Genomic DNA, 23573 nt, shown 5'->3' on the forward strand with positions numbered 1-23573 from the left:
TTCCCGAAGCTGTTTCACAGATTAGTAACCACAAAAAACCCGGCGAATACCGGGTTGTAACCACTCATGCCGACGGCTGGAAATACCCCGCCAGCGCGCGCAAATCCTGCTCACTCAGCAACCCCGCGTAATACTTCAGCTGAATCCTCGCCAGCAGATACGCATGCCGCGCATTCGCCAAATCGCGACGGGCGGTGAAGAGTTGTTGCTCGGCGTCGAGTACATCAAGGTTGACCCGCTCACCGCCGGTGACGCTCTTTTTAGTCGCGGTAACCAGGGCGGTGGCGGAGCTGACGGCCATTTCATAGGCACGCACTTTGGCCGCGCCGCTGGTATTGAGGTTGAACTGCTTACGCAACTCCACCAGTGTCGCCGAGGTTTGCGCGTCCAGCTCATACTGGGCCTGGGACAGCTGGTTCGCCGCCTGGCGGGTGGAAGCCGACACCCCGCCGCCGGCAAACAGTGGCAGGCTGACCTGAATGCCGACACTGTTGGTGTCGTACTTTTGGTTGTAGCTGCTTTCCGAGTCAGAGCTGGTCTGGCGACTGGTGGCGTACAGGCTGACCTTGGGCAGGTGGCCTGCACGTTTGCGCTCCACTTCATAGGACGCCACGTCCAGGGCGTGGTGCTGGGATTTAAGCTCAGGGTTATTAGCCATGGCCATTTCGCGCCAGGTTTCGAAACGGTTCGGCTCCAGGGGCGGGATATCGAATTGGCGGGTCAGCGGCGCCAGCTGTTCGATCTGTAAAGGTTGGCCGACGATGGCTTCCAGCTCGCGCAAGGCGCTGTCCTGAGCGTCCTGGGCTTCGATTTCTTCAGCCTGCGCCAGGCTCAGGCGCGCCTGGGTTTCCAGCACATCCGTGCGTGTGCCTTCGCCGCCCTTGAGCAGGCGATCATTGAGTTGCAAGCGCTCGGCAAACGCGCGTTTCTGCGCCCGGCTCAACTCAATGCGCTCCTGCGCCAGCAACGCCTGGCTGTAAGCGCTGAGCACGCGCACGGCCAGTTCCTGGCTCTTTCCGCGAAAGCGCTCGTCAGCCATCAACGCCTGGGCGGTGCCCTGGCGAAAACGCGCATAGGCCTCGTAATCCAGTAATGGCTGCTGCAAGGTCAGGGTCGATGCATAGCTGCGGTAGTCACGGTCGCTGGTGACATCACCCGCCGTCACTTCAGACTCATTGCGCGAGTTGTTATAGCTCCACGACAAGTTGGGCAACAACGCCGCACGGCCGATCACGCGATTCTCTTCACCGGCTTCACGTTCCTGTATGGCCGCCTGAAAAGTCGGATCATTGCGCAGGGCCAAGTCGTAGGCATCCAGTAAACCCAAGGCATGTGCCGCCGAGGTACAACCGAAACACAAGGTAAACAGCAGCGCCTTCATTCTTCCACCAGGGCCATATGGGTCCGGTCCAGCAGGGGTTTGAACAGGTAGTTGAGCATCGAGCGCTCACCGGTCTTGACGAAGGTTTCCACCGGCATGCCAGGGCGTATCCGTGCACCGTCGAGCTGCTGCATGCCGGCCGCGCTGACCTGGGCGCGCAGTGTGTAATACGGTTCGTCGGTGCGCTCATCGACCTGGCGGTCGGCAGAAACCAGCGTCACCTCGCCGGCCACCCGTGGCGTGGTGGACTGGTTGAATGCCGAGAACAGCAACTCCACCGGCAAGCCCGGATGCACCTTGTCGACCATCTGCACTGGCACCCGCGCTTCGACCAGCAACGGTTCGCCTTGCGGCACGATGTCCATCAGTGCCTGGCCGGGCTTGATCACGCCGCCTTCGGTGTACACGTCCAACCCCACCACCACACCAGAGGCGGGGGCGCGTACCAGGCTGTTGGCCAGTTCGAACTCGGCCGAGGCCAGGCGATTGCGCAGGTCGTCGCTGCGGGTGCGGGTCTCGGCCAACTGGCCGCGCAGGTCTTTCTGGAAGTCTTCGCCGAGCTGGCGAATGCGCAAGCGCAGCTCGAGGACCTGGCGTTGCAATTGGCCGATACGGCCGTAGTCCTCGGCGATGGCGCCATCGATTTGTGAGTACAGGCGTTCGCTGTCGAGCAGGCGGTTGCGCGGAATGTAGCCGTCACGTGCCAACTCGCGCAGGCCTTGCAGTTGCTCATTCAACGCCGCGCGCTGCTGGACCTTGCTCGCTTGCGAATCCCGCGTACCGCGCAACTGCGCCTCGGCCCCGGCGATGGTTTCGCGCAGGCCTTGTTGCTCGGTTGCCAAGGCCTGGGCGCGGCTATTGAACAGCTGCCGTTGCAGGTTCAGGGTGCTCGCCGCCTCAGGATCGTTGAGCAGTTCAAGGCCGAAGGTGATCGCCGACAACCCTTCGCTTTCGGCACTCAAGCGCGCTTCGCTGGCCAGGGACGCCAAATACTGGCTGCGCAGGGACTGCATCTGTCCGCGCAACGGGGTTTCCTTCAAGCGCAGCAGCACTTGGCCCGCGTTGACCACATCACCGTCGCGCACCTCGATACGTTCAACGATGCCACCGGCCGGGTGCTGCACGGTCTTGCGATGGCCTGAGACCATGACCTTGCCCGGGACCGCCACGCCTTTATCGAGTGGCGCCAATGCCGCCCAACCGAGGAACCCGGCAAAACCGCCGAGTACCAACAGCCAGCCCAGGCGTGAGTATTTTTTGTCATCCAGCGCCAGCACGTTGTTTGGGGCGTCGCCGATCAACACAGGTTTGCTCTGGCTCATGCCTGTTTTCCTTCACCGAGGCGGTAGCTCATGCTCATGGTCGACACCGGCTTGTTCGCTGCCGGTTTCTGCCGTGCCTCCAACACCCGCGCCGTCGGCCCGTAGGCCTGCAATTGGCCTTCCTTGAGGATCAGCAATTGATCAGTCAGGCTCAGCACATTGGGCTTGTGGGTGATCAGGACCACAGTGCGGCGCTGTTGCTTGAGCTGGGCGATGGCCTGGAGCAAGGCCTGCTCGCCCACTTCGTCGAGGTTCGCGTTGGGTTCGTCCAGCACGATCAGCGCGGGCAGACCGTACAGCGCACGGGCCAGCGCGACGCGTTGCTTCTGGCCACCGGACAAGCCCGCGCCGCCCTCGCCCAGTTGCGTCTCGTAGCCTTGGGGCAGTTGCAGGATCAGCTCATGCACGCCGGCCATTTGCGCGGCAGCCAGAACCTTCTCCGCGTCAACCTCGGCAAACCGCGCGATGTTTTCCGCGAGGCTGCCGGCAAACAATTGGATGTCTTGCGGCAGGTAACCGATGTGCGGCCCCAACTGCTGTTTGTCCCACAAAGCCAGGTCGGCGCCGTCCAGCCGCACCTTGCCGGCCAAGGGTGCCCAGGCGCCCACCAGTATTCGGGCCAAGGTGGATTTACCGCAGCCCGACGGCCCGATCACCCCCAGCACGTCGCCCGCCGCCAAGTTAAAACCCAGGTTGGCCAGCGCCGGCCGACGGCTGCCGGGCGCGCAGGCGCTGATTTGCTCCACGCTCAGTTGGCCTTTGGGCACCGGCAGGCTCATGCGTTCCGGCCGTGCGGGATTCGCCTCCAGCATCTGTGACAGCCGATCAAACGCCAGGCGCGCCGAGCCCCACTGTTTCCACACGCCAATCAACTGGTCGATCGGGCTGAGCACGCGGCCCATCAGAATCGAGCCGGCAATCATCATCCCCGGCGTGATATCGCCCTGCACCGCCAGCAAGGCGCCCAGGCCCAGCACCAAAGACTGCAATGCCAGGCGCACGCCCTTGGACCAGGCGGTGACGGTCGCGGTCTTTTCGCTGGCCAGGTTCTGCTGCGCCAGGAACGCCTGATGCTGGCCGAACCAACGCCCGCGCAACGTAGCGAGCATGCCCATGGCTTCGATGGTGTCGGCATTGCGCAGGTTGGCCGTGGCCTGCTGGCTGGCACTGATGGACAGTTGGCTGGCCAGGGCCATCGGCGCCTGGCTGACGTGATGGTTGACCCACGCCAGCACAATCAACACCACCGCCCCTACCAGCGCCAGCAGGCCGAGCCAGGGGTGAAACAGGAAGATCACCAACAGGTACACCGGAAACCACGGCGCATCAAAAAACGCGAACAACGCCTGGCCGGTAGCGAACTGGCGCAGGGTGGTCAGGTCATGCAGCGCCTGCCCCGCCGCCTGGGTGCCGCCCTTGAGTTGCGCTTCGAACGCAGCGTCGTACACCCGCTGGTTCAAGCGCATGTCCATCTGCGTGCCGAGGCGGATCACCACCTGGCTGCGCACCCATTCCAACGCGCCCATCAGGCCGAACAGGCCGAGGATCATCAGCGTCAGCATCAACAGGGTCATCTGATTGCCCGAGGCCAACACCCGGTCGTACACCTGCAGCATGTAAAGCGCCGGGGCGAGCATCAGCAGGTTGATCACCGCCGAGAACAGGCCGATGTTGAAGAAGCCACTTTTATAGGCCGCGAGGGCGGCCAGGGTTTCGTTGCCGGCGTGGCGCATCTGGGGATTCTCATGGGGTTGGGCGCGCAGCGTCGCCGCGTTGACAGGCGATACGACGCTGCGCAGAATTCCGGCACCGCCGCCGCCCGAAGAATTAGAAGGCTTAGGCGACAGCGGTGTAATGCGACGAATGGGAGAGCGATCTTCCATTCGCTTTTTTCATGCAGCAGAGGTTCAGGCCGCGAGGGCCCAGTCCTGCGCAACGTCTTGCACGCCCACCAGCGCGACGTCGGTGGTGGCAGCGGTGGCCGCGTGTGCAGCCAGCCCAGCGCTGACTTCGTCAAAGGTGCTGGCGGTGGACAGACCGAAATCGTCCAGCAGGTCGTTGAGCACGGTTTCCAATGCCGACGTGTTGCCTTGCATCAAGCCGTAGATCACGCTCTGCACTTCGTTGCCGGTGCGGCCTGCACCTTCGGCGGCAAACAGGTCGAGACCGTTGAACGCCACCTTGTAGGCACTCAGGTCAAAATCGCTGCCTGCGCCGCCGGTCAGGCCCGTGCCCAGTTCGACGTTATCCAGGTTGCCCCACAGGTAGTGGTTCAGGTTGCTGCTGGCCGGCAAGGCCGGGTTGAACACATAGTGCAGGCCGTTGCTGGTGTTGCTGTCGGCGATAAACGCGTAGTCGGAGTTGTTGGCGCCATGCGTCGAATACTGATCGCCACTGAAGGTGCCGTTGCTGAAACCGCCGGTGTTACCGGTGCCATGACCTGCGGTGGCGAAACCTATGGCCCAGTCCGTCAGGTAGTCGGACAGCGACGTAGTGCCCAGGTACGACTCGTAACTAACAGAAATAGTCATCACTAAACCTCGTTATAAACAGCGCTATTGATCAGTACGCAGGTGCGCACTTTTTGCCCAACCCTGGGCAAAACCGTGGGTGGATCCAGTGCCTGCGCACCGGATCAGAATGTGTATTCGAGCATTCCGCTCAGCGTGCGCCCGCGCGCCAGGCTCAGGTTGTTGGCATCGCCCATGGCGACGAAATACGCCTCGTCCGTGGCGTTCTCCAACGCCAGCGCGATATTTAATTGATCGGTCATCCAGTAACTGGCGTAGAGGTCATACACGGTGTACTTGGGCCACATGGCCTGGTCGATGAACTGGTAACCCTGGTTATTCAGGTTTTCCCCATTACCGGAGCTGTAGCGAACACGAACGCCGGTATCCAGGCGCTTCTCCAGGAAGCGTGCCCCCACCGTCACTGAACCCCGATCCGCCGGCGTATACGTGGCGTTGCCCATGATTCGGCCGCAGCTTTCCTTGCTGTTGGCGACGTCGTCATCCAGCACTTCATATCTAGTGACAGGCCTTCGCCCAATCGTGCCGTTGGGGCGCACGTACGTCTCGATCACGGTGGTTGACGGCCCGTTCTTCTTCGCACCGCCCATGTAATAGTTCTTCGAGCAGAACTCATTCGTGCCGATCATGTGGGTGTAGCTGAGGTTGGTGTAAGCCCGGCCCATGTCGTAGTTGAATTGGTACTCAAGGCCTCTGAACCGGGTGTCATTGAGGTTATTGGTGTACGCCATGATCCCGTTGAAACCGCCCACGGAGGTTTCCGGCAAACTCACGCTGGTATTGAGGAAGGTGAAGTTCTTAATCTTGGTGTCGAAGTACGCCACCTTGATGCCCAGTCGGTCGTCATTGAAAAACAACGACTCCTTGAACACGTTCATCCCCACTTCCCAATCGCGGGACTCTTCGGGCTTGAGGTAGGGGTTGGGAAACACGCGCTCACCCGAACCGCCACCGTGCGGGCGGCCGCTCATGAAGGTTTCCGTCACGGCCGGCGGGCGCCAGCCTTTGCCCCAGCGGGCATACAGTTGCAGCCAGTCGAGCCCGGGCTTGATGCCGATACCAAAGGTCGGAGAGAACTGCCCCTGCTCACGATCAATATCGAAAATGTCCTCGACGCGCTTGGCGCCTACCGAGCTTGAGTAAAAACGGTCGCGCTTCCAGAGCGTCATCCCCGTAACGCCTTCCAGCCGATAGCGGTCGTAACGCAGGCCGGCATCCACGGTCAGCCAATCGTCATAGTCGTATTGGAGGGTGTTGAACAGGCTGGCGATGGTGCGCTTGCCTTCCGGGTCTGCACTGGGGGTGTAGGGCAATGAACCGCTGGCGACCGTATTGCTCGATTCAACCTTGTTGGTGCTGGGCTTGAACCTGTCTTGATACATCTCCAGGCCATAGCTCCAACTCACGTGCCCCACGCGGCCCAGGTCAAAGCGCGACGTGTTTTCGCCTTGCAGGCCCCAGGTGTCGGTCTGGAAATGGTCGGTGTAGCCCGGGGTGTAGTTGCCGGAACTCACGGACGCCGTATTGGGTGCGTTGGCGCGATCCAGTTGGGTGGTGACGAAATACAGCTTGGCCTTGAAATCTATCAGCGGGTTATCCGGGCTGTAGCTGTAGTCCAGCGCGACATTTTTCGCGTTGAGGTTGTTTTTGCTGGTACGCAGGTAGTAGGTGCTCTGAAGGTCATCGGCGATGTAGCCCCAGGCATCGTTACTGTCGGCGTCGCTTTCCAGGTAGCTCAACTGCACGCGCTGATCGTTGGGCAGGTTCAGGCCAAGCTTGACGATCTGCGAGCGGGTCACGCTGCCGGTGTCGCCGACCTCGCTGTTCAACCAGTCGTCAAAGGCTACCGGGGCGTACTTTCTGGCCCGCATGTTAGTGCCCAGGTTATCCGCGTTGCGCTTGCCGCCACGGTAGTTACCGAAGTGGCGCTCGCTGTACCCCAGCATGACATCGCCGCGCTCATCACCGAAGGCAAACACGCCACTGCCGTTGAAGTCGGTGCCGTTGCCCAGTTCACCGATGCCGCTGCCAGCGCGAACTCGCCCGCCGTATTCTTTGCCGTCCTTGAGAAACTCGCTGGCGTGCAACGTCTTGAACGACGCAATACCGCCCAACACCGCCGCACCGCCCTGCCCCGACTGGCTGCCCTTGTCGATCTGGATGCTGGAGACGAACTCCGGATCGATCAGCATTGTGCCGTTGCGTTGCTGGTGGCCGTTGACGTTGAAGTTCTGGCGCATGCCGTCGATGTTCATGTTGACGCGGCCGTAGTCCTGCACGCCGCGAATATTCACCGACAACCCAGGGTCGCGCTGGTTGACGGCGGTGTAGACCCCGGCGGTTTCTTCAAGCATGTCGGCGGCGTGACGGGGCGGGCGTTTATCGATCATGTCACGGCTGATCACGGCCACGGACTTTGGGCTCTGGTACACCCAGTCGCTGGCCTGGCCGTGGGTGTTGCCAGTAATGGTGGTGGTGCCCACCGTCATGGCGCCGTCATGGTCGTCGCTGACGCGGCTAAGGGTGACCTGGCGGTCGCTGGTAAAGCGATACTCCACTGGCGCAGCGCCCAGCAAACGGCCCAGCCCTTCCTGCACGCTGAAGCGGCCCTTGAGTGCGGTGCTGCTCAAGCCGCGCAGGCGCTGGCTGTCAAACAGCACTTGCAGGCCGGCTTGGTCGGCAAAGGCCAGTACGGCGACGCCCAGAGGTTGCGCAGGAACATCGAACATCAACACGGCGGGCTGGGCGGCGTTACCTGCCTGAGGCTGCGCGGCATACACGGGTGCCGTTATCGCGAACAGTCCCAAGTGGATGGCCAGGGCTAACCGGCTACCGGTTGCGCGCCCCTTGTTGAGTGCTGACATTTCTGTTGTTCCCTGCGCTAAGCGTTTTTGTTTGTGAGAATGCTTCTCACCTAGCAAGACGTGCGGCGCGCAGGAAGTCAGTAAGTTTTTTCGAAAGTTTTTAAGAAGGGGTGTTCGGCGGGTGGGAGAAGGCCTCCCACCGGGTATTCAATAGATCAGGCTGAGGCCTGCCAGGTCCAAGCGTTGCACGTGCAGTTCCTGGGTGAGGGTGGCGAGGGCGGTGTCGAGCATGTCGAGGCGAAACACGCCGCTGACTTCGCGTTCGCCCAGTTGCGCGTCTGTCAGCACGATGCGCCCAGGGCGGTAGCGATTAAGTTGCTCGATGACGTTGGCCAGGGGCTGGCGATCAAAAATCAATACGCCGCGTCGCCAACTGGTGGCGCGCTCTACATCGAATTGATCCAGGGGCACGATGCCTTCCTGAGGGCTGTAGCGTGCGGCCTGGCCTTCCTTGAGCACCCTGTCGGCCGCACCCTTTTTCGGCGTGGCTTGCAGGGAAACCTCGACACTGTGCTGCAGCATGCCGACCCAGGCCTGGCTATCGCCCTCGCGCCCCACCACAAACCGCGTGCCCAGGGCCCGGGTTTGCCCCCCGGCGCTCTGCACCACGAAGGGCCGGTTTTCCCCGCCCACCATCGGCGCCACGTCAAAAATCGCCGCGCCCTGGATCAGGCTGATGCGCCGTTGTACGCCGTCATAGTCCAGGCGGATGGCACTGGCGGAATCCAACTCGACCTTGCTGCCATCGGCCAGGTGCACGGTGCGCATTTCGCCTTTCTGGGTGATGTAATCGGCTTGCATGCGCAGCAACATGTCCGGGCCGCGCACCCAGCCGACGCCCGCCGCCACCACAACCAGCGCGACGGCCGCCGCGCGGTGCCATGGCCTGCGCCGCGTGGAGCGGCGCACCGGCAGCGTGGCTGCGGAGGGCCGCTGGCGATGCACCGGTTCTTCCTTATGCACCTCGCCCAATGCCGCCCACGTCTGTTCGGCAAAACGCAGTGCCGCTTCGTGGCGACTGTCGCAGGCGATCCAATGCCGCAGCTCGGCTTGCTCCTGGTCGGTCAGGGCACCGGCGTGCAAGCGCACCGCCCACTCGGCGGCCGCCTCGGTAATGCTGTGCTGTTGCGGACCCTGGCTATTCACGTGTGAATCTCGAATTTTTCGTTATATAACGCTGTGACGTCTGACCTAGCGTATTTCAGTAACTCATTCGTCGGATGGCACCCCCTCGCCGTCCTGCAAACGCTGCATCACGTAGGCCAAGGCCTTGGCCAGGTGCTTTTGCACGGAGCTGTCAGAGATGTCCAGGTGCCGCGCGACCTGGGCGTGGGTCATGCCTTCGATGCGGTTGAGACGGAAAATCTGCTGGGTGCGCTCCGGCAACTCCGCCAGTGCCTGCTTCAATGCCTGTCGCTGTTGCTGCGCCATTGCCTGAGCCTCCAACCCGGCCACTTCATCTTCAATCTCGGCCAACGCCTCATGGGGCACGGAGTCTGTCTTGCGCCGCGCTTCCTGGCGAATATGGTCGATCAGCAGATTGCTCGCCGTCCGATAGAGATAGCCCTGGGAATTGTCGATGCGCTCGCCGGCCGGTTTTTCCGCCAGGCGCAGGAAGCTCTCCTGCACCAGGTCTGCGGCCAACTGCGGGTCCCGTACCTTGCGTGCCAGATACCCGCGCAGGGTATCGGCGTGCTTGAGAAACAGGCCTTTGAGATCCACGTCCGACAAACCGACTCCCTGGAATGTTAAGGAAACAGGCGGCATCTTAAGCGTTGTCGAGAATGATTTTCAATTGATATCTAATCTGATTCAACTGTACGAAAGGTCTGATTAACGGTTCGATTATCGAACACATCCGCCGCCATCAATTGACCAAATTAACTAACCAGTACATTTTATCCACACAACTAACAAGAACTGTGGAGAAACCCTCAATGCCGCCCATCGTGCTGGTGCTCAACGGCCCCAACCTCAACTTGCTCGGCACCCGCGAGCCCGCCACTTACGGCCATGAAACCCTCGCCGACGTCGCCGCGCTGTGTGGCCGCAGCGCCGAACAGCTCGGGCTGAAAATCGAATTTCGCCAGACCAACCACGAAGGCGAACTGCTCGAGTGGATCCACGGCGCCCGCGCCCGTTGCGCCGGTATCGTGATCAACCCGGCGGCCTGGACCCACACCTCCGTAGCCATTCGCGACGCGCTGGTAGCCAGTGAAGTGCCGGTGATCGAGGTGCACTTGTCCAACGTGCATGCCCGTGAAGCGTTCCGCCATCACTCCTTTGTGTCGCCCATCGCCAAGGCGGTGCTGGCGGGGTTCGGCAGCCATGGCTACCACCTGGCCCTGGAACATTTCAGCCATCTGCTCAAAGGGTCGGCCCGATGAAACCGCGCATCCTCGCTGGCCTGATCGGCGCCGGCATCCAGGCTTCCCGCACACCGGCCCTGCACGAACAGGAAGGTGATGCCCAAGGCCTGCGCTACCTGTATCGCTTGATCGACCTTGAGCCCTTGCACTTGGACATCAACGCCCTGCCCGACCTGCTGCACGCCGCCGAGCTGATGCACTTCACCGGGCTGAACATTACTTACCCCTGCAAGCAGGCGATCCTGCCGCTGCTCGATGAACTGTCCGACGAGGCTCGCGGCATCGGAGCGGTCAACACGGTGGTGTTCAAGAACGGCAAACGCATCGGCCACAACACTGATTGCCTGGGGTTCGCCGAAGGGTTTCGGCGCAACTTGAATGATGTCGCGCGCCAACGTGTGGTGCAGATGGGCGCTGGCGGTGCGGGTGCGGCGGTGGCCCACGCGCTGTTGGCGGAAGGTGTGGAACAGTTGAGCATTTTCGACGTGGACGCCAATCGCGCCCGCGACCTTGTGGATAACCTCACGCAACGTTTCGGTGCTGGCCGGGCCCAGGTCGGCAACCACTTGGAGAACGCGATGGCCGAGGCCGACGGCGTGGTCAATACCACGCCGATGGGCATGGCCAAGCTGCCCGGCACACCGGTGCCGGTCGCTCTGTTGCGCACTGAGTTATGGGTCGCGGAAATCGTGTATTTCCCACTCGAGACCGAGCTGCTGCGCGACGCCCGCGCCTTGGGCTGCCGCACGCTGGATGGCGGCAACATGGCGGTGTTTCAGGCGGTGAAGGCGTTTGAGTTGTTCAGTGGGGAGGTGCCGGATGCAGACCGGATGTTGGCGCACTTCCAGAGCATGAACATTTCACTGTAGTAACCGAATCCAAATGTGGGAGCGGGCTTGCTCGCGAAGGCGGTGTGTCAGTCACTCAATGTGTTAACTGATCCACCGCATTCGCGAGCAAGCCCGCTCCCACAGGGATTGCATTTCAGCCTTGAGAGTCGCGCGCTCTCAAGCCTGCAAATAGCGCATCACCGAGTCACAAATCATGTCCCGATGCCGCTGTTTAATCGCTTCATCCGACAACTCAATCTGAAAGATCTCGCTGAACGTATGGCGGTTGGACACACGGTAAAAGCTGAACGAGTTGATCAGCAAATGCACATCCAGCGGCTCCAGCCCTTCGCGAAACACCCCCATCTCAGCCCCGCGACGCAACGTCGCGCCCAGCGCTTCGAGAATGTTGCTGTTCATCGCCTTGATCGCATCCGAGCGCTTCACGTATTCGGCATTGTGGATATTTTCGATGCTGACAATGCGCACGAAATCCACGTTCTGGTCGTGGTGATCAAAGGTAAATTCCACCAGCCGACGGATCGCTTCGCGCGGTTCCAGCGCGGTGAGGTTCATCTGGGTTTCGGTGGTGCGAATGTCGCCGTAGAGCTTTTCCAGCACCTCGACGTACAACTGCTCCTTGCTGCCGAAGTAGTAATAGATCATGCGCTTGGAGGTGTGGATGCGCTCGGCGATTGCATCCACGCGAGCGCCGGAAAGGCCCTGCTGGACAAACTCCACAATGGCTTCCTGGAGTATGTTCTCGCGGGTCTTTTCCGGGTTGTTCTTACGACTCTTGCGGGGTGCCTCGGAGGTCATGGTGCGCTCACGGCCAGTGTTGTGCAGGCCGTGATTATGGGCCGCGATGCTGCCTGAAAGAAAGCGCCGGCCTGCCGTTATAAACGCGCCTGGCGAACCGCACCGCTGCGCGATTTGGCCATTGCCGCCAAGCGCACCGCCACATTGGCCGCACCGTAGCCGGCATAGCCGTTCTTGCGTTGGATGATCTCGAAGAAAAACCGCCCTTCAAAGGGTTCGGTGTACACGTGAAACAACTCACCGCCCTGAGCGTCGCGGTCGTACAGCACGTTGTAATACGCCAGCTCGCTGAGGAACTCCTCGTCAAAGTCGAAACGTGCCGCCAGGTCATCGTAATAGTTGAGCGGGATATCCAGCAGCGGCACCCCCGCCTCCTTGGCGCGGCTCACTTCGGCGAAAATATCTGCGCAATCGAAGGCAATGTGGTGCACTCCCGAGCCGCGATAGCTCGACAGGGCATGGGAAATGGCGGTATTGCGGTTCTCGGAGATGTTCAGCGGCAGGCGAATCGAGCTGCACCGGCTGCGCAATGCGCGGCTTTTCACCAGGCCGTAAGGATCGGGCAGCACCACTTCATCATCGGCCTCGAAATCCAGCAGGCTCTTGTAGAACAGCACCCAACTGTCGAGGCTGTCGGCCGGCAGGGCCATCGCCATATGGTCAATGCGCAACAGGCCGCCGCTGGTGGTCGAAGCGGTTTGCAGGTTGAAGTCGGTGTCGTACAGCGTGCCTTCACTTGGGTCCACCAGGTAAATCAGGCTGCCATCCGGTGCGCGCACCGCGGCCAATTCCAACTCGTTAGGCCCGACCAGGCCGCGATACGGCTGGCCCTTGTAGGCCACCGCGCGCTCCAGCGCCTTGGCGCTGTCCTTGACCCGGATCGCGGTGGCACACAACGACGGCCCGTGGGCCTCGAAAAAGTTGTGGGCAAAAGAATAGGGTTCGCAGTTGAGGATCAGGTTGATATCACCCTGGCGCAGCAGGCTCACGCTCTTGGAGCGATGCTGCCCGGCCTTGACGAAGCCCAGGCGTTCCAGCCAGTGCGTCAGCTTGGCGCCGAGGCTTTCATCGACAGCGAATTCAAGGAATTCGATACCGTCGTATTCGCTGGCGGCCGGGGTATCAAACAAAATCTCGACCGGTTGCGCCGGTGCTTCCTGCTTCAGGCGTTCGCGGGTTTTCTCCTCCAGGTACAGCAAGGAGCGCAGGCCATCCGCCGCATTAGCACGGGTGGGCGCAGCGCGGAAGCCATCGTTGAAGATTTCCAGGGAGAGTGGCCCGGTGTAGCCACTCTTGATGATCGGCGCGAGGAACCCCGCCAGGTCGAACTCGCCCTGGCCGGGGAAGCAGCGGAAATGTCGGCTCCATTCCAATACGTCCATGGCCAGGATCGGCGCGTCGGCCATCTGCACAAAGAAGATCTTGTCGCCGGGGATCTCGGCGATGCCACTCGGGTCGCCTTTCAGGGACAAGGTGTGGAAGCTGTCGAGCAGCACGCCCAAGTTTGGGTGATCAACCTGGCGCACCAGGTTCCACACCTGTTGCCACGTGTTCACATGCTTGCCCCAGGCCAGTGCTTCATAGCCGATGCGCAGGCCACGGCGGCCGGCGTGTTCGGCCAACAGGCTCAGGTCATCGAGCAAAATGCGCTCATCCCCCACGCAATCAGCCGACGCATTGCTGCACACTAGCACCAGGTCGGTGCCCAGCTCCTGCATCAAGTCGAACTTACGTTCGGCCCGTTCCAGGTTGCGCGCCAGCCGGTCACGGCGGCAGCCTTCAAAGTCGCGAAACGGCTGGAACAAGGTGATGGCAATGCCGAGGTCGGCGCACATCTGCCTGACTTCACGGGGGCTGCCGTCGTAGTACAACAAGTCGTTCTCGAAGATTTCGACCCCATCAAACCCGGCGGCGGCAATGGCTTCGAGCTTTTCCGGCAGGGTGCCGCTCAAGGAAACAGTGGCGATGGAACGTTGCATGGGCGACTCCCGGCAATTGTTGTTTGCAGCAAATTATTCGCCCCCAGCCTACACGCAGCAATTAAAATGTACGAACCGGTTAGTTTTTGGTGCGATTATCGAACACTATGCCGGTTTGGCGAATTGACGATTTTTTAGCCACTGCGCACCATCGATGACGCAACAGACCCAGAACACACCATAAAAATTTCAAAAAACGGGTACGACCTCATGCCTCTGCAAAATTCCGCCCTGGCCGCGCGCCCAGGCACCCCGCACGCCGGCATCGGCGACAAGATCCGCGGCGCCCTGGCCGTGGGCAAAACGCGCTGGGGCATGCTGGCCCTGGTGTTTTTCGCCACCACCCTGAACTACATCGACCGCGCCGCGCTGGGCGTCATGCAGCCGATCCTCGCCAAAGAGATGAGCTGGACGGCGATGGACTACGCCAACATCAACTTCTGGTTCCAGGTCGGCTACGCCATCGGCTTTGTGCTGCAGGGCCGACTGATCGACCGCGTGGGCGTGAAACGCGTGTTCTTCTGCGCGGTATTGCTGTGGAGCCTGGCGACGGGCGCCCACGGCCTGGCCACTTCGGCGGTCGGCTTTATGGTGTGCCGCTTTATCCTCGGGCTGACCGAAGCCGCCAACTACCCCGCGTGCGTCAAAACCACGCGCCTGTGGTTCCCGGCCGGTGAGCGTGCGGTGGCGACCGGTATCTTCAACGCCGGCACCAACGTGGGCGCGATGATGACACCGATGCTGTTGCCGTTGATCCTGCACGTGTGGGGCTGGCAGGCAGCGTTCCTGTGCATGGCGTCACTGGGCGCGATCTGGCTGGTGTTCTGGGGCTTGAAGTACTACAACCCGGAAGACCATCCGACGGTTAAACAATCCGAATTGGACTACGTGCAACGGGAAGTCGAACCGGAACAACCCGGCGTACCCTTCAGCCGTATCCTGCGCATGCGCGGCACCTGGGCCTTCGCCATCGCCTATGCGCTGACCGCGCCAGTGTTCTGGTTCTACCTGTACTGGCTGCCGCCGTTCCTGAACCAGCAATACAACCTGGGCATCAACGTCACCCAGATGGGCATCCCGCTGATCATCATTTACCTGACTGCCGACTTCGGCAGCGTGGGAGGCGGGATTCTGTCGTCGTTCCTGATCGGCCGTGGCATGAACTCGATCAAGGCGCGGCTGCTGTCGATGCTGCTGTTTGCCTGCTGCATCGTCGGCGTGATCATGGCTGCCGGCTCCAGCCAGCTGTGGGTCGCCGTGTTTGCCATCTCCCTGGCGATTGGCGCGCATCAGGCCTGGACTGCCAACATCTGGAGCCTGGTGATGGACTACACGCCCAAGCACATGATGAGCACGGTGTTTGGTTTCGGCGGCATGTGCGCGGCCATCGGCGGCATGTTCATGACTCAGATCGTCGGCCACATCCTTACCGTGACCAACAATAACTACACCGTGTTGTTCACGCTGATCCCGGCGATGTACTTCATTGCGCTGACCTGGATGTACTTCATGGCGCCGCGCAAGATTCCTACCGTAGACGTCTGATCTACCTGCGCCGCTGCTGCCAGGCAGCGGCCAGCCCGCTCATGCAGATCACCCCGATGCCGACCACCGTGGTCAAGTCGGGGGTATGGTTGAACACCAGCCAGCCCAACAACCCCGCGAATACGATCTGGCAATAGCCGAACGGCGCCAACAAGGCCGGCGCCGCGAAGCGGAACGCCTGGGTCAGCATCAAGTGCGCAGTCATCCCGCAGGTACCCAGGGCCAGCATCAACACGCCATGCCACAGCGTCGGGACCTGCCAGAAGAACGGCACCATCGCACTCATCACCAAGGTATTGCACAGGCCGGCGAAAAAGTTGCTGGTGGTGGGGGTGTCGAATTTACTCAGGATGCGCGTGAGCAGTTGGTAGAAGCAGAAGAACAGCGCCGAACACAGCGGCAGCAATACGGCCGGGGTAAACAGCTCGCCGCCGGGGTGGATAATGATCAGCACGCCGACAAACCCGCAGATGACCGCCAGCCACTGGCCGCGCGTCACGTGCTCGCCGAGCAGAGGCACCGAGAGCGCCGTCACCAGGATCGGCGCGAGGAAGTTCACCGCCGTGGCTTCCGCCAGCGGGATGTAATGCAGCGCCGCAGTGAAAAACAGGCTGGTGCCCAGCAGGCACAGCGCCCGCACCACCTGCATCCCCGGTCGTTTACTGCGCAATACACGCAGGCCTGATTGCGGCAGGAAGATGCCGGCCATCAACAAGGTATGCACCAGGTAACGCGCCCACACCACCATCACGACGGGGTAGAACCCCGCCAAGTATTTGGACAAGGCGTCGTGGCTGGAGAACAGGAACGTCGCCAGCACAATCAGCAGGATGCCCTTGAAAGGATGGTTGACGCCGGATAGAGGAGTACTGACGGTCATTGAATTCTCTTGCGTGACGGGCTGAACACGGAGCACTGAATGAAATAGCGCTCAACCCGGTAATCTAGCAGCCGGGCCGGAGTCTGCCCCAAGAGCATAACCAAACACCGTGCGAACAGCGCACTAAATCACGGGATTCGAGTCCAACGCTGCACGTTGATTGCCGTGTTGCACACTTTTTAACCAAGGCCCTGCCGCTATGAAAAAAACCCTCTTTGTTCTGTCTGCCCTTGCCCTGCTCACCGCTTGCAATCAGGAAGCGAAGGAAGCACCCAAACCTGCCCCGGCTTCGGTGCAGGCCACCCTGGTGCCAGAGACCCCGCCCACCGACAAATGGGTCGGCAAGTGGATCGGCGTCGAAGGCCTCAACCTGACCATCGCCAAGGACGACAGCATTGGCCGTGGTCATTACATCCTCACCATGCAATACGGCCTGGACGCCGATGACTCGGGCACCTTCAAGGGTGAAGCCGCCGAAGACGGCATCGCCTTCACCCGCCCCGACGGTCCACAGCTATTGCGGGCTGGCGACGGTGCCGCCACCGGGCTGAAATGGCTCGCGGATAAAAAGGACTGCCTGATTGTCGATACCGGCGAAGGCTATTGCCGCTAATAACGACCATAATCAAACACTGTCATCACCCAGAGGATTGCCCACATGCTATGGAAAAAAGGCCGACGCAGCGACAACGTGGTGGATGCCCGCAGTGACGGCGGCGGCGGTGGGGGCGGCATGCGCTTTGGTGGCGGCAAAGGCCTGAGCCTGACGGCGATTGTGCTGATCGTCGGCATCGGCTGGCTGACCGGCCAGGACCCGATGCAGATCCTCGGTCAGTTGACCGGCCAGATGGAACAGGCACCGTCAGTGAGCACCCAATCGCGCCAGGCGCCGCCGGCCAACGATGAGCAAGCCGATTTTGTGCGGGCCGTCCTGGGCGATACCGAAGACACCTGGGGCCAGGTGTTCCAGGAAAACGGGTTGGCCTACAAGAATCCGAAACTGATCCTGTTCCGTGGCCGGGTGAATTCGGCCTGCGGTGGCGCCACCTCGGCCAGCGGTCCGTTTTATTGCCCGGCTGACCAGCAGGTGTACCTGGACCTGGAGTTTTTCCGGGAAATGTCGCAACGTTTCCAGGCCGCCGGCGACTTTGCCCAGGCGTATGTGATCGCCCACGAAGTCGGGCACCACGTGCAGACGTTGCTCGGCATCTCGTCGAAAATCCAGGCCGCGCGCCAACTGGGCCGGCAAATGGAAGGCGACGGAGGCCTGCTGGTCCGTCAGGAACTGCAAGCCGACTGCTTCGCCGGGGTGTGGGCCAACCGTGCGCAAAAGCGCTTGAACTGGCTGGAGCCCGGCGACATTGAAGAAGCGCTGAATGCGGCCAACGCGATTGGCGACGACCGCTTGCAGCAACAGGGTCAGGGCCGTGTAGTACCGGACTCGTTTACCCACGGCACCTCGGCACAGCGGGTACGCTGGTTCAAGACTGGCTTCGCCCAGGGCCAGATCAATCAATGCGATACGTTTACGGCCAAGAGTCTCTAGATGACTAAACGATTGGGATTGCTGTTGGGTTTGATGCTGGCCTGCTCTACCACCTTGGCCGCGGAACATGGCGTCAACGTCGTGAGTCCCGATCGTTTTCACCTGGATGCCGGTGACCTCAGCGTCGGCGTGAGCCAGGACTGGCGCCAGCCGCTGCCCCAGGTCACCCGTGCGTTGATCATCGTGCATGGTCGCCTGCGTAACGCGCAGACTTACCTGCAAAGCGGTGAAGACGCCGCCGAACACGCAGGCCAAGCTGCCCATACGCTGGTGATAGCGCCGCAGTTTCTGAATGAGTTCGACGTGAAGCGCAACCACTTGGACAACCAGGTACTGCGCTGGAAGGGCAATGATTGGATGGCCGGCGAGTCCTCGACCGGCCCTGGCCAGGTCAGCTCGTACGGCGCCCTCGACCAGATCATCAAGCACCTGGGCAATCGCACGCTGTTCCCGGCGCTGAAAGAAATTGTGGTGGCTGGCCACTCCGGCGGCGGCCAAGTGGTGCAGCGTTTCGCCCTCACCGGGCACGAACACCCTACCCTCCTGACCGAAGGCATCCGCTTGCGCTATGTGGTGGCCAATCCGTCTTCCTACGCCTACTTCAGCCCACAGCGCCCGCTGAAGTTCGACGCGGCCAACTGCCCAGGCTTCGACGACTGGAAATATGGCATGCAACACTTGCCGGCCTACGCCAAGGGCCAGAGTGCCGAACAGCTTGAGCGGGTTTATGTGTCACGCAACGTTACCTATCTACTGGGCCAGCAGGACACCGACCCAAACCACCCGGCACTGGATAAAAGCTGTGAAGCCGAGACCCAAGGCGCGTATCGCCTGATTCGCGGGCACAACTATTTTGACTACCTCCAGCAGCGGCATCCGCAGTTGGGCCACAGGTTGGTGGAAGTGCCTGGAGTGGGGCATAACGGGGATGGGATGTTTACGTCGCCGGAGGGCCAGAAGGTACTGTTCCAATAACCCCCCCTGAAGAAGCCCACATTTGATCTCTATTGTCTGGGCTGGATCATCCGGCGCAGCGCCGCACAATCCTCGGCATGCCAATCCGCCAACTCCGGCCACGGGTTTTCCGGCACGTTAACCAACACCGTCCGCGCACCTGCCGCTCGGCCACAATCCAGGTCGAAGCGGTAATCGCCGACCATCACCATCTCGCTCGGCGCGACATCCCAGGCTACCGCCAGTTTCAGCAAACCACCCGGGTCCGGCTTCGGCGGCGCATCATCACGCCCCAGCACATCCTCGATGGCAAAACAGTCCGCCAGGCCGATCGCCTCCAACGTAACGTGGGCCAACTCCTGCGCATTGCGGGTCAGGATGCCCAGCCGATAGCCCCGCCCGGCCAGTTCGCGCACCAACTCAACCGCGCCATCTGCGGCGACCGAACCCAGCGCCAACTCGCGCTCATGCTCCAGCAGCCAGGCATGCTTGGCCGCCGCCTCATCCGCGGGCAACGCCGCCAGATGCGTGAGAATATCGTCCTCGGGCGGGATCTCCAGGGCCACCCGAATGGCCGCAAAATCATGCACGGCCACCGTCAGCGTGCCATCCATGTCGAACACCCAGTGCTTAACGTCCGCCAGGCTCATGCCCAGTCCTTGCGATGGCGAATCAAGCCTTCCTGGGTCACCGAGGCCACCAGTTGCCCGGCGCGGTTGTACACGCTGCCCCGGGAGAACCCACGGGAATTGCCGGCCCACGGGCTGTCCATGGCGTACAGCAACCAGTCATCGGCGCGCAGGTCAGCGTGAAACCACAGCGCATGGTCGAGGCTGGCGACCTGCATGTCTTTCTGCCACACGGTCTTGCCATGGGGCAGCAACGAGGTGGTCAACAGGCCGAAGTCAGAGGCGTAGGCCAGCAGGTACTTATGCAGCGCCGGCGCGTCGGCCAACGCGCCGTCGGCACGAAACCACACGTACTTGACCGGGTCGGATGGCTGCGGGTTGAACGGGTCTTTTTCGGTGACCGGGCGCACTTCGATCGGCTTGGGGCACAGCAACTTGTCGCGCATATGCTCGGGGATCAAGTGCGCACGCTGTTTGGTCAGCTCAAGCTCGGACGGCAAGTTTTCCGGGCCGACCACTACGGGCATGGTGGTCTGATGGTCGAAGCCTTGTTCGTCGTACTGGAACGAGGTGGTACAGGTGAAGATCGGGTGGCCCTTCTGAATCGCCGTCACCCGGCGTGTGCTGAAACTGCCGCCGTCGCGCACGCGGTCCACCGAATACACCACCGGCAACGCCGCATCACCAGGACGCAGGAAGTAACCATGCAGGGAATGCACGTGCCGCGCTTCTTCTACGGTCTGGCTCGCGGCCGACAGCGATTGGCCGAGCACCTGGCCGCCGAACAGTTGGCGAAAACCCAGGTCCTGGCTGCGGCCGCGAAAGAGGTTTTCCTCGATCGGCTCCAGGGTCAGCAAGTCCACCAGATCTTCCAATACTTGGCTCATAGAGCAACTCCTACAACAATCGATAGGGCATTCCGGGCTGCTTATCCGTGCAGCGTGTCCAACCATTGGGCGCGGGTGATGCGATACAAAACATGATGGCGCAGCGGGTCATCGGCTGCGACCTTGGGGTGTTCAAAATCTGCCTGGGGATCGTAATGCATACCGATGGCCTGCATGACTTTTTGTGATGGCAGATTGGATTCCGTGGTGAAGGCAATGATTTCGTCCAGCTGCAAGCGGTCGAAACCGCAGCGCAGTGCTGTCCACGCCGCCTCGCTGGCGTAACCCAGGCCCCAGTGTTCGCGGGCCAGGCGCCAGCCGATCTCCACAGCCGGGGTGAACCCTGCCTCAAAGCTGACATGCTGCAGCCCGGTCAAGCCGATGAATTCGCCGGTGTCTTTGCGCTCCAAGGCCCAGAAACCGAAGCCATATTCGGCAAAGTGACCGCGAATACGGCCAATCAGCGCGGCGCTTTCCAGGTGGCTCAATTTAGCCGGGAAATAGCGCATCACCTGCGAGTCGGCGCACATGCGCGCAAACTCCAGCAGGTCGCTGTCGCGCCATTGGCGCAGCACCAGCCGTGCGCTTTCCAATTCGAGTATCGGCTCCATGGGTCCCCTCCCTTGCCATGTGCTTGAGTGTACAGCGCTGGTAAGATCCGTCGCAGGTTCCCGTCAGAAAATCCCATGCCTTTGCCATTGATCTACCACGATGACTACAGCCCCGAGTTCCCGGCGGACCATCGCTTCCCCATGGACAAATTCCGCCTGTTGCGCGACCACCTGGTAGACAGCGGCCTGACCGAGGACAGCCAACTGCTGCGCCCGCCACTGTGCCCACCGCAGATTCTGGCCCTGGCCCATGACGCTGGGTATATCGAGCGCTATATGAGCGGCGAGTTGTCCCGCGAAGACCAACGGCGCCTCGGCCTGCCTTGGAGCGAAGCCTTGGCCCGGCGCACCGTGCGTGCAGTCGGCGGCTCTATCCTGGCGGCGGAACAGGCGTTGGAACACGGCCTGGCCTGCCACCTGGCCGGTGGCACCCATCACGCGCATTACGATTACCCGGCCGGTTTTTGCATCTTCAATGACCTGGCCGTGATCAGCCATTACCTGCTGGCCAGCGGCCGGGTCAACCGCGTGCTGATCTTCGACTGCGACGTGCACCAGGGTGACGGCACCGCGCGCATCCTCCACGACACGCCGGACGCCATCACCGTGTCGCTGCACTGTGAAAAGAACTTCCCGGCGCGCAAAGCCCAGAGCGACTGGGACATTCCGCTGCCGATGGGCATGGGCGATGCCGATTACCTCAAGGTGGTGGACGACGCCCTTAACTACCTGTTGCCGCTCTATCAACCGGACTTGGTGTTGTACGACGCGGGCGTCGATGTACATAAAGACGACGCCCTCGGTTACCTCAAGCTGACAGACCAAGGCGTCGCCGCCCGCGACGAAAGCGTCATGCGCCACTGCCTGGGCCGCGACATCCCGGTGATGGGCGTGATCGGCGGCGGCTACAGCAAGGACCGCCCGGCCCTCGCCCGCCGCCACGGCATCCTCCACCACAGTGCGCAACGGGTGTGGACGTCATCAGGTTGTCATTGAACCGTGGGCGTTACCCACAATGCCTGTGGAACCACCTGTGGATAAGTTGAGCGTAAGCGCCTGAAAGCCAGAAGCAGTATGGCCTGTAGGAAGTTGTACATTTTTTGATCAGGCAGTTGTGCCGTCCTCGGGTAGAATGCTCGGCCTATTCAGCGACCGTAGCCTTGCCCATGCCTCAGACCCCTCCTCCTCACGTTGCCATTATCGGCGGCGGCCCTGCCGGACTGATGGCTGCTGAAGTCTTGAGCCAGGCGGGCGTGCGCGTGGACCTGTACGACGGCATGCCCTCGGTGGGGCGCAAGTTCCTGCTGGCCGGCGTGGGCGGCATGAACATCACCCATTCCGAGGCGTACCCGGCGTTCCTGTCACGTTACGCCGAGCGCGCGCCGCATATGGCGCCCTTGTTGCGTGGGTTTGGTGCCGAAGCGTTGTGCGAATGGATTCATGGCTTGGGCATCGAAACCTTTGTCGGCACCTCCGGCCGCGTATTTCCTACGGACATGAAAGCCGCTCCCCTACTGCGTGCGTGGCTCAAGCGCCTGCGCGATCAAGGCGTGGTTATCCACACTCGCCATCGCTGGGTGGGCTGGAATACCGAGGGCGACTTACTTATCCACAGCCCGGATGGCGAGAAAACTGTCCACAGCGATGCAGCGTTGCTGGCCCTTGGCGGCGGCAGTTGGTCGCGGCTGGGGTCTGACGGTGCCTGGCTCAAGTTGCTGGAAGACAAAGGCGTGCCTTACATCCCATTGCAACCCAGTAATTGTGGCTTCGAGGTGTCGGCCTGGAGCGAATTGATGGTCAGTAAATTCGCCGGTGCGCCGTTGAAAAACGTCGCCATCGGCTTGGGGGATGACAAGCCTCGGTTAGGGGAATGTGTGGTCACTGCCACCGGCATTGAGGGCAGTTTGATCTACGCACTGTCGGCGCCGATTCGCGAAGCGATCAACCGCGACGGTTCGGCCACGGTGCACATCGACCTGTTGCCGAGCAAACCGCTGGATAAGGTCCAGGCTGCCTTGGCCAAGCCACGTGGCTCGCGCTCGATGAGCAAGCATTTGCACAGTCAGTTGGGGTTGGATGGGGTGAAAGCGGCGCTGTTGCGTGAGTTGGCACCGGCAGAGCACTTCAACGATCCGGCGCAACTGGCGGTGGCTATCAAGGCGCTGCCGTTGACGCTGGTGAAGACGCGACCGATGGATGAGGCGATCAGCACGGCAGGCGGCGTGCCGTTTGAGGCGTTGGATGAGCGCTTGATGCTCAAGCAATTGCCGGGGGTGTTTTGTGCGGGGGAGATGCTGGATTGGGAAGCGCCGACGGGGGGCTACCTACTGACGGGATGCTTTGCCAGCGGACGGGCGGCTGGGCGTGGCATGCTGGAATGGCTTAACCGCTGAGATGTGTGGTGAATCTAGAGCCGCCATCGCAGG

At 61.5% G+C, this 23573-nt stretch carries 21 protein-coding genes; 8 read left to right on the forward strand and 13 right to left on the reverse strand.

Translation table 11 applies throughout. The features are described 5' to 3' along the window. Nucleotides 1-64: 64 nt before the first annotated feature. From AB4O35_RS01990 to AB4O35_RS02020, 7 genes are all read right to left on the reverse strand, one after another. Complete coding sequence (locus tag AB4O35_RS01990; RefSeq protein WP_065945492.1) at nt 65-1381, reverse strand: TolC family outer membrane protein; 1317 nt, start codon at nt 1379-1381, stop codon at nt 65-67. Beyond that, on the reverse strand, nt 1378-2703 hold the full coding sequence (locus AB4O35_RS01995; protein WP_065945493.1) for an HlyD family type I secretion periplasmic adaptor subunit: 1326 nt from the start codon (nt 2701-2703) through the stop codon (nt 1378-1380). Before AB4O35_RS01995 ends, AB4O35_RS01990 begins: the two co-directional genes overlap by 4 nt. After that, nucleotides 2700-4436, reverse strand: a complete 1737-nt coding sequence (locus tag AB4O35_RS02000) for a type I secretion system permease/ATPase (RefSeq protein ID WP_065875360.1) — start codon at nt 4434-4436, stop codon at nt 2700-2702. The genes AB4O35_RS01995 and AB4O35_RS02000 overlap by 4 nt, the downstream gene beginning before the upstream one ends. Nucleotides 4437-4610: 174 nt before the next feature. Beyond that, nucleotides 4611-5234, reverse strand: coding sequence for a heme acquisition protein HasA (locus AB4O35_RS02005; protein WP_049711428.1), 624 nt, complete (start codon nt 5232-5234; stop codon nt 4611-4613). Between the two features lie 104 nt (nt 5235-5338). Continuing rightward, nucleotides 5339-8098 carry a TonB-dependent receptor gene (locus AB4O35_RS02010; protein ID WP_065945494.1) on the reverse strand — a complete coding sequence of 920 codons (2760 nt, stop codon included), beginning with the start codon at nt 8096-8098 and terminating at the stop codon, nt 5339-5341. 147 nt (nt 8099-8245) lie between these two features. Further along, nucleotides 8246-9244, reverse strand: a complete 999-nt coding sequence (locus tag AB4O35_RS02015) for a FecR family protein (RefSeq protein WP_460149491.1) — start codon at nt 9242-9244, stop codon at nt 8246-8248. A 63-nt stretch (nt 9245-9307) separates the two neighbouring features. Next, on the reverse strand, nt 9308-9829 hold the full coding sequence (locus tag AB4O35_RS02020; protein ID WP_049711425.1) for an RNA polymerase sigma factor: 522 nt from the start codon (nt 9827-9829) through the stop codon (nt 9308-9310). A gap of 206 nt (nt 9830-10035) precedes the next feature. On the opposite strand from AB4O35_RS02020, the gene aroQ reads away from it, so the two are divergent. Continuing rightward, nucleotides 10036-10485: a type II 3-dehydroquinate dehydratase gene (aroQ, locus tag AB4O35_RS02025; protein ID WP_065873640.1), complete on the forward strand. Its 450-nt coding sequence runs from the start codon at nt 10036-10038 to the stop codon at nt 10483-10485. After that, nucleotides 10482-11336: a shikimate dehydrogenase gene (locus tag AB4O35_RS02030; protein ID WP_460149492.1), complete on the forward strand. Its 855-nt coding sequence runs from the start codon at nt 10482-10484 to the stop codon at nt 11334-11336. Before aroQ ends, AB4O35_RS02030 begins: the two co-directional genes overlap by 4 nt. A gap of 138 nt (nt 11337-11474) precedes the next feature. Here AB4O35_RS02030 and AB4O35_RS02035 read toward each other — a convergent pair whose 3' ends face one another. Both AB4O35_RS02035 and quiC read right to left on the reverse strand, forming a co-directional pair. After that, nucleotides 11475-12116: a TetR/AcrR family transcriptional regulator gene (locus tag AB4O35_RS02035; RefSeq protein ID WP_049711422.1), complete on the reverse strand. Its 642-nt coding sequence runs from the start codon at nt 12114-12116 to the stop codon at nt 11475-11477. A 77-nt stretch (nt 12117-12193) separates the two neighbouring features. Further along, entirely contained in the window at nt 12194-14095 is a 1902-nt protein-coding gene (gene quiC, locus AB4O35_RS02040; protein ID WP_460149494.1) for a 3-dehydroshikimate dehydratase QuiC, read from the reverse strand. Nucleotides 14096-14305: 210 nt separating this feature from the next. Here quiC and AB4O35_RS02045 point away from each other — a divergent pair, with 210 nt between their 5' ends. Next, the gene (locus tag AB4O35_RS02045; RefSeq protein WP_065873643.1) at nt 14306-15640 is read left to right on the forward strand and encodes an MFS transporter; all 1335 of its coding nucleotides are present in this window, start codon (nt 14306-14308) and stop codon (nt 15638-15640) included. Nucleotide 15641: 1 nt separating this feature from the next. On the opposite strand, the gene AB4O35_RS02050 is transcribed toward AB4O35_RS02045, so the two are convergent. Further along, nucleotides 15642-16520, reverse strand: coding sequence for a DMT family transporter (locus AB4O35_RS02050; RefSeq protein WP_065880391.1), 879 nt, complete (start codon nt 16518-16520; stop codon nt 15642-15644). 199 nt (nt 16521-16719) lie between these two features. On the opposite strand from AB4O35_RS02050, the gene AB4O35_RS02055 reads away from it, so the two are divergent. Genes AB4O35_RS02055 through AB4O35_RS02065 form a run of 3 tightly spaced genes read left to right on the forward strand, consistent with a single transcriptional unit; the run spans nt 16720 to nt 19041 of the window. Then, nucleotides 16720-17133, forward strand: coding sequence for a membrane lipoprotein lipid attachment site-containing protein (locus AB4O35_RS02055; RefSeq protein WP_049711418.1), 414 nt, complete (start codon nt 16720-16722; stop codon nt 17131-17133). A 45-nt stretch (nt 17134-17178) separates the two neighbouring features. Then, nucleotides 17179-18066 (forward strand): KPN_02809 family neutral zinc metallopeptidase, encoded by an 888-nt coding sequence (gene ypfJ, locus AB4O35_RS02060; RefSeq protein WP_460149495.1) that lies wholly within the window; start codon nt 17179-17181, stop codon nt 18064-18066. After that, the gene (locus tag AB4O35_RS02065) at nt 18067-19041 is read left to right on the forward strand and encodes a hypothetical protein (protein ID WP_065873646.1); all 975 of its coding nucleotides are present in this window, start codon (nt 18067-18069) and stop codon (nt 19039-19041) included. 29 nt (nt 19042-19070) lie between these two features. Here the strand turns inward: AB4O35_RS02065 and AB4O35_RS02070 are convergent, their stop codons facing one another. Genes AB4O35_RS02070 through AB4O35_RS02080 form a run of 3 tightly spaced genes read right to left on the reverse strand, consistent with a single transcriptional unit; the run spans nt 19071 to nt 21147 of the window. Further along, nucleotides 19071-19670: an HAD family hydrolase gene (locus AB4O35_RS02070; RefSeq protein ID WP_065873647.1), complete on the reverse strand. Its 600-nt coding sequence runs from the start codon at nt 19668-19670 to the stop codon at nt 19071-19073. Continuing rightward, nucleotides 19667-20536, reverse strand: coding sequence for an acyl-CoA thioesterase II (gene tesB / locus AB4O35_RS02075; protein WP_065873648.1), 870 nt, complete (start codon nt 20534-20536; stop codon nt 19667-19669). Before tesB ends, AB4O35_RS02070 begins: the two co-directional genes overlap by 4 nt. A gap of 41 nt (nt 20537-20577) precedes the next feature. Beyond that, nucleotides 20578-21147: a GNAT family N-acetyltransferase gene (locus AB4O35_RS02080; protein WP_065873649.1), complete on the reverse strand. Its 570-nt coding sequence runs from the start codon at nt 21145-21147 to the stop codon at nt 20578-20580. 75 nt (nt 21148-21222) lie between these two features. On the opposite strand from AB4O35_RS02080, the gene AB4O35_RS02085 reads away from it, so the two are divergent. Both AB4O35_RS02085 and AB4O35_RS02090 read left to right on the forward strand, forming a co-directional pair. Then, nucleotides 21223-22143 (forward strand): histone deacetylase family protein, encoded by a 921-nt coding sequence (locus AB4O35_RS02085; protein ID WP_049711412.1) that lies wholly within the window; start codon nt 21223-21225, stop codon nt 22141-22143. 170 nt (nt 22144-22313) lie between these two features. Next, on the forward strand, nt 22314-23540 hold the full coding sequence (locus AB4O35_RS02090; protein WP_460149496.1) for a TIGR03862 family flavoprotein: 1227 nt from the start codon (nt 22314-22316) through the stop codon (nt 23538-23540). Nucleotides 23541-23573: the final 33 nt, after the last annotated feature.

The organism is Pseudomonas sp. H1_A03, from assembly GCF_054685145.1.